The 6552-nt window shown below is 69.0% G+C and carries 7 protein-coding genes; 2 read left to right on the forward strand and 5 right to left on the reverse strand.

Annotated features, from left to right (window positions below; translation table 11 throughout):
• A partial coding sequence (locus tag ACE3Q2_RS13115; RefSeq protein ID WP_374474455.1) for an AAA family ATPase occupies nt 1-676 on the forward strand: 676 nt, incomplete at its 5' end.
• 60 nt (nt 677-736) lie between these two features.
• Here ACE3Q2_RS13115 and ACE3Q2_RS13120 read toward each other — a convergent pair.
• The 5 genes from ACE3Q2_RS13120 to trxB form a co-directional block, all read right to left on the reverse strand.
• A complete protein-coding gene (locus ACE3Q2_RS13120; RefSeq protein ID WP_231693952.1) occupies nt 737-1531 on the reverse strand; it encodes a hypothetical protein in 795 nt (264 codons plus the stop codon).
• A 142-nt stretch (nt 1532-1673) separates the two neighbouring features.
• Nucleotides 1674-1892, reverse strand: coding sequence for a translation initiation factor IF-1 (gene infA, locus ACE3Q2_RS13125; RefSeq protein ID WP_034211033.1), 219 nt, complete (start codon nt 1890-1892; stop codon nt 1674-1676).
• A gap of 80 nt (nt 1893-1972) precedes the next feature.
• Nucleotides 1973-2719 (reverse strand): leucyl/phenylalanyl-tRNA--protein transferase, encoded by a 747-nt coding sequence (gene aat / locus ACE3Q2_RS13130; RefSeq protein WP_231693951.1) that lies wholly within the window; start codon nt 2717-2719, stop codon nt 1973-1975.
• Entirely contained in the window at nt 2688-3830 is a 1143-nt protein-coding gene (locus tag ACE3Q2_RS13135) for a GNAT family N-acetyltransferase (RefSeq protein ID WP_374474457.1), read from the reverse strand. Before ACE3Q2_RS13135 ends, aat begins: the two co-directional genes overlap by 32 nt.
• 56 nt (nt 3831-3886) lie before the next feature.
• Nucleotides 3887-4837, reverse strand: coding sequence for a thioredoxin-disulfide reductase (trxB, locus tag ACE3Q2_RS13140; protein WP_374474458.1), 951 nt, complete (start codon nt 4835-4837; stop codon nt 3887-3889).
• A gap of 223 nt (nt 4838-5060) precedes the next feature.
• On the opposite strand from trxB, the gene ACE3Q2_RS13145 reads away from it, so the two are divergent.
• On the forward strand, nt 5061-6552 hold a 1492-nt coding region (locus ACE3Q2_RS13145; RefSeq protein WP_374474460.1), incomplete at its 3' end, for a DNA translocase FtsK 4TM domain-containing protein.

Here is a 6552-nt window from a genome sequence, read left to right on the forward strand (position 1 = left end):
CCTGATCGGCGCGCCCCCGGGCTACGTCGGCTTCGACCAGGGCGGCCTGCTGACGGAAAAGATCGTCAAGACCCCGCACTGCGTGCTGCTGCTCGACGAAATCGAGAAGGCGCACCCGGACGTGTTCAACATCCTGCTGCAGGTGATGGACCGCGGCGTGCTCACCGACACCAACGGCCGCGAGGCGAACTTCCGCAACGTGGTGCTGGTGATGACCACGAACGCTGGCGCCACCCAGGCGGCGCGCCGCACCATGGGCTTCGTCGAGCAGAACCACACGTCCGATGCCATGGAAGTGATCCGCAAGGCGTTCACGCCGGAATTCCGCAACCGCCTGGACGGCATCATCCAGTTCGGCTCGCTCGGCATGGACCACATCCTGCGCGTGGTGGACAAGTTCCTGATCGAGCTCGAGTCGCAGCTGCACGAGAAGCACGTGAGCCTGTCGGCCACGCCGGATGCCCGCCAGTGGCTGGCCCAGAACGGCTTCGACCCGCAGATGGGCGCGCGGCCGATGGCGCGGCTGCTGCAGGACAGGATCAAGCGGCCGCTGGCGGACGAACTGCTGTTCGGCAAGCTGGTCGGCGGCGGCAAGGTCGCCGTGGACGTGCGCGACGGCGAACTGGTGGTCGAGGCCCAGGCCGAGCCGGAGAGGCTCCTTCCCGCGACGGTCTGAACCGTCCCGGCTCGAAGGCAAAGGGCCCACCCGTGGCCCGGGATGTCAGCCCGGGCCGCTTTATCGCCTCGGTCCCCGGGAGAGGATTCCGGTGGCGGACAGAAGGCCAAGCAGCAGCATGAAGCTCGCTGTGAACACCAGGGCTTGGCTCGACGAACCGACAGCGTGGGTCAGCGGCCCGATCAGGTCGAACCGCTGCAGGAGCCAGCGCAGCCCGTCGTTGAACGGGAACAGGACCGCCGCGAGCAGCATGGGCCAGGCATTGCGCCGGTCCTTGAACAGGAAAATCACGCCCACGGCGAGGCAGGCCGACTGGCCGGTGATCGCGGCGGTCTGGAAGCGATGGAAGGTCTCGGGGCCCTCGATCCGGAACATTGGCACCAGTGACGTGAGGGCGAAGAACAGCGAAATCCCGAGGAACTGGACCCCGGTGGCCAGCAGGAAGTAACCATGCAACTTCCGGCGCGCCTTGAAATGGAAGGCGAGCCAGAGCAGGAGGGCCAGTTCCAGCGTCGTCATGACGTTCTGGACGATCATGAAGTCGCCGCGACCCGAGGCCAGCCCCTTTTGGGCGGAATGCACCGAAAGCAGTGCCGCGCTGGCGACCATCAGAGGGCCCATCAGCAAAATGGCCAGGCCGAGCTTGCGGTGGGCGCGGAAGCTCCCGGTCGAGACCAGGCGCAGTTGGCAGGCCAGCAGCAACAGCCAGGCGAAGATCGTCGTGGCGTGCAGGTGGTGGTGCCCGGTGGGTTGGGCACCTGGTGCAAAGTAGGTGTTCCACAGGCCAGCCGCGGCAAGGCACGCGACGACCGCCAGGAACGCCTGTTCGAGCAGGTAAGGTTGGCTTCGCTTCATCCCGGGACCCTGGCCACCGCGGCGGGCGGTGAGTTCAGAGACGGCAACGGGTTCCCGCGGGCTGGCAGGCCAGTGCCTGCGTGGGAGGCCCGGCAAACAAAACGGCGGCCCGTGGCCGCCGTTCATGTCTGCCGCCTGCCGCTTATTTCATGCGGTAGGTGATGCGACCCTTGGTCAGGTCGTAAGGCGTCATCTCGACCTTGACCTTGTCGCCGGTCAGGATGCGGATGTAGTTCTTGCGCATGCGGCCGGAAATGTGGGCCGTGATCACGTGGCCGTTCTCGAGCTTGACCCGGAACATGGTGTTCGGAAGGGTCTCGAGCACCGTGCCTTCGAATTCAATGGAATCGTCTTTGGACATTCTTGGTTTCGCTGGACGGGAAAGCCGCCCTTGGAAGCCGCGCATTCTGCCATGTCCTTGCCGCGCTTGCAAAAATTTGGTTAATCGGTGCTGACCCCCGCCAGCGCGGCTGCCGGGAACGGCGCCACCCGGGCGGCCCAGGAGCCTGCCGCCGCGGGCTCGGCGGCCAGCTGGCGCACCGCCTGCAGGAAGTCGTCGCGGGGCAGCAGCCGGGCCCCGAGGAACTCAAGGTGCGGGTTGCGCACCTGGGCGTCGAGCAGGGGCCAGCCCCAGCCGGCCAGCAGCTGGGCCAGGCCGGCCAGCGCCACCTTCGAGCCGCCCGATTCGGCGCTGAACATGCTCTCGCCGAAGAACATCCGGCCCACCGCCACGCCGTAGATGCCGCCCACCAGGCGTTCGCCCGCGAACACCTCGACGCTGTGCGCGTGTCCCAGCCGGTGCAGTTCGCGGTAGGCCGCCGCCATCGCCGGGGTGATCCAGGTGCCGTCCTGTCCGGGGCGCGGGGTGTGCGCGCAGGCGGCGATGACGGCGTCGAAGGCGGTGTCGGCGCGCACCTGCCAGGGCGAACGGCGCAGTTCGCGGCGGAAGCGCGAGGACAGGCGGACCTGCGCGGTGTCGAACACCATGCGCGGGTCCGGGCACCACCACAGGATCGGTTCGCCCTCGGAGAACCAGGGGAAGATGCCGTGCCGGTAGGCGTTGAGCAGCCGCGTGGGCGACAGGTCGCCGCCCATGGCCAGCAGGCCGTTGGGTTCGCGCAGCGCCCGCCAGGCCGGCGGGAACGGCGCCTCCGGGTCAGGGCCCAGCAGCGGCAGCCGGATCGTCATCGCGGTAGGGACTGTGCGCCAGCACGGCGTCGCGGTAGCGGCGGGCGCCGGCGCGTTCCTGCGCGCACCAGCCGCGCAGCGCCTCGGCGAAATCGGCGGCGGCCACGTGGTGGTGGCTGCGGGTGAGCACCGGCAGGAAACCACGCGCCACCTTGTGTTCGCCCTGCGCGCCGGGTTCGAAGACCTGCAGGCCCTCGCGCAGGCAGTAGTCGATGCCCTGGTGGTAGCAGGTTTCGAAATGCAGCCCGGGTGCGGCCTCGTGGGCGCCCCAGTAGCGGCCGTAGAGCGTGTCGCCGCCGCGCAGGCAGAGCGCGCCGGCCACGGTGTCGTCGCCGCGTTCGGCCAGGAACAGCACCAGTTGCCGGGGCAGGGCCGTGGCCAGGTGGCGGAAGAAGTCCAGGGTCAGGGCCGGGTGGTTGCCGTAGTCGGCGAAGGTGCGGCAGTAGAAGTAGTGCATGGCCTCGAGGTCGGCCTCGCCGGCCTCGTCGCCGTGCACGGTGCGGAAGCGGAAGCCGGCCCGCGCCACCTTCTCGCGCTCCTGCCGCAGGTTCTTGCGCTTCTTGGGCTGAAGCGCGGCCAGGAAGGCGTCGAAGTCGGCCCAGCCGCGGTTGCGCCAGTGGAACTGCACGTCCTCGCGCGCCAGCCAGCTGTCGTCGAAGGCCGCGTCCTCGGCTTCCGGGTGGAAGTTCACGTGCAGCGAGGACAGGCCGTCGCGCTGGCACTGCGCCACCATCGCGGCCGCCAGCGCGGCGCGGTCGGCCGCGTCCCGCGCGAGCAGGCGCGGGCCGGTGACGGGCGAGTAGGGCACCGCCACCAGCCATTTCGGGAAGTAGGCGCGGCCGAACCGGGCGTGGGCCTGGGCCCAGGCCTGGTCGAACACGAACTCGCCGTGCGAGTTGGCCTTGAGGTAGGCCGGCGCCGCGGCCACCAGCTCGCCGTCTCGCCAGAGCGAGGCGTGCCGCGGGGTCCAGCCCCAGGCCGGGCGCAGGCAGCCGTGCCGCTCCAGCCCGGCCAGGAAGGCGTGCGCCAGGAAGGGGTTGGCGCTGCCGTGCAGTGCGTCCCAGGCCAGGGCCGGGATCTCGTCGAGGCGCTCGTGGAGCTTGAGTTGCATGTGGGAGGGCCTTCAGGCCCGATGGGCCCGGTCAGGCCTGAAGGCCTTCCAACAGGTCATTCCTTGTCGAGGAACTTCTCGGCGTCGAGGGCCGCCATGCAGCCGAAGCCGGCCGAGGTGATGGCCTGGCGGTAGACCTGGTCGGCCACGTCGCCGGCGGCGAACACGCCCGGCACCGAGGTGGCGGTGGCATTGCCTTCCAGGCCCGACCTGATGGTCAGGTAGCCGTTGCGCATGGCCAGTTGGCCCTCGAACAGCGAGGTGTTCGGCGTGTGGCCGATGGCCACGAAGAAGCCCTGCACGGCGATCTGGCGGGTCGTTTCGTCCTTGGTGGAGCGCAGGCGCATGCCGGTGACGCCGGAATCGTCGCCCAGCACCTCGTCCACCGTGTGGTCCCAGACCAGCTCCACCTTGCCGGCCGCGGCCTTGGCGAAGAGCTTGTCCTGCATGATCTTTTCCGAGCGCAGCTTGTCGCGGCGGTGCACCAGGTAGACCTTGCGGGCGATATTCGACAGGTACAGCGCCTCCTCGACGGCGGTGTTGCCGCCGCCGATCACCGCCACGTCCTGGTCGCGGAAGAAGAAGCCGTCGCAGGTGGCGCAGGCCGACACGCCCTTGCCCATGAACTTCTGTTCGCTCTCCAGGCCCAGGTACTTGGCGCTGGCGCCGGTGGCGATGATGAGCGCGTCGCAGGTGTATTCGCCGCTGTCGCCGACGAGGCGGAAGGGCCGGCGCGAGAGGTCGGCGGTGTGGATGTGGTCGAAGATGATCTCGGTCTCGAAGCGCTCGGCGTGGGCCTGCATGCGCGCCATCAGGTCCGGGCCCATCAGGCCGTGGGCGTCGCCCGGCCAGTTGTCCACCTCGGTGGTGGTCATCAGCTGCCCGCCCTGCTGCAGGCCCGTCACCAGCACCGGCTTGAGGTTGGCGCGGGCGGCATAGACGGCGGCCGAATAACCGGCGGGGCCGGAACCGAGGATGAGCAGGCGGCTGTGCTTGGGGGCGGTCATGTATGATTCTTCTGGTTCGTGGGGTGGTGTCGCGAAGGCCATGTAGCTTGTAGGCCACGGCGGGCCAAATCAAGGCGAACCGGGGTTTCCCAGCGTTGCGGCGGCGTGTCAGGGGGCAGTGGGCGCCGCTGCGTGAACTGCTGTATAAACAGGCATCTATCACGACCTTCTGAGGCAGTTCCTCTCGGTGGCGCGCACTCCCGATCGAAGCACCAACGCCGGCATGGACCGCCGCCAGAAGCTCTGGCGCGAACTCGCGCTCGTCGCGCTGTCGCCGCTGCTGCTCTACCTGCTGGCCAGCCTGCTCAGCTACCACACCGACGACCCGGGCTGGTCGCGCACCGGCACCGTGGCCGGCCCGCTGCACAACGTGGGCGGCCTGGTGGGCGCCTACCTGGCCGACCTGGCCTTCTGGTTCTTCGGCTACGTGGCCTACACCGTGCCGGTGGTGCTGGGCGGCATCGCCTGGATCGCGCTGTTCGGCCTGGACTCGGACGGCGACGGCCGGGTGGACTTCGGCCCGGCCCTGCGCCTGGTCGGCATCGTCGGTTTCCTGGTGTCGGCCTGCGGCCTGGTGCACGTGCTGGGCGGCTCGGCGCCGAACCTGCCGGCCGAATCGGGCGGCATCCTGGGCCAGCTGGTGGGCACCTCGATGCGCAAGGTGTTCGGCGGCATGGGCGGGCACCTGTTCCTGCTGGCGGTGCTGCTGATGTCGGTCACCCTGGCCACCGGCCTGAGCTGGTTCGCGCTGATGGACTGGATCGGCGGCAAGGTGCTGGCGCTGTTCGGCCGCCTGGGCGAGGGCACCCGCCAGGCCGCGGAGTGGCAGCGCGCCCGCGCCATGCGCGAAGAGCGCGAGGAAGTGCGCAAGGTCGAGACCATCAAGCGCGCCAAGCGCGAGCCGGTGAAGATCGAGCCGCCACCCAAGCCGGTCATCGAAAAATCCGAACGCGCCCAGCGCGAGCAGCAGATCCCGCTGTTCAACGCTTCGGGCGGCGAAGGCCTGCCGCCGCTGTCGCTGCTCGACGACCCGAAGGAGCAGCCCAAGGGCTATTCCGAGGAAACCCTGGAAACGCTCTCGCGCCAGATCGAGTTCAAGCTCAAGGACTTCCGCGTGGAAGTGCAGGTGGTCGGCGCCTATCCGGGTCCGGTCATCACCCGCTTCGAGATGGAGCCGGCGCCGGGCGTTAAGGGCAGCCAGATCAGCTCGCTCGACAAGGACATCGCCCGCGGCCTGAGCGTGAAGTCGGTGCGCGTGGTCGACGTCATCCCCGGCAAGTCGGTGGTGGGCCTTGAAATCCCCAACTCGCACCGCGAAACCATCTACCTCAGCGAAATCCTGCGTTCGAAGGAATACGACAAGCTGGCCTCGCCGCTGGCGATGGCGCTGGGCAAGGACATCGCCGGCCGCCCGGTGGTGGTCGACCTGGCCCGCATGCCGCACCTGCTGGTGGCCGGCACCACCGGTTCGGGCAAGTCGGTGGGTGTGAACGCCATGGTCCTGAGCCTGCTCTACAAGAGCAGCGCCAAGGACGTGCGCATGCTGATGATCGACCCGAAGATGCTCGAGCTGTCGGTCTACCAGAACATCCCGCACCTGCTGGCGCCGGTGGTCACCGACATGAAGGAGGCCGCCAACGGCCTGCGCTGGTGCGTGGCCGAGATGGAGCGCCGCTACAAGCTGATGAGCGCGGTGGGCGTGCGCAACCTGGCCG

The organism is Arenimonas sp., assembly GCF_041913985.1.
Lineage (GTDB): Bacteria > Pseudomonadota > Gammaproteobacteria > Xanthomonadales > Xanthomonadaceae > Arenimonas.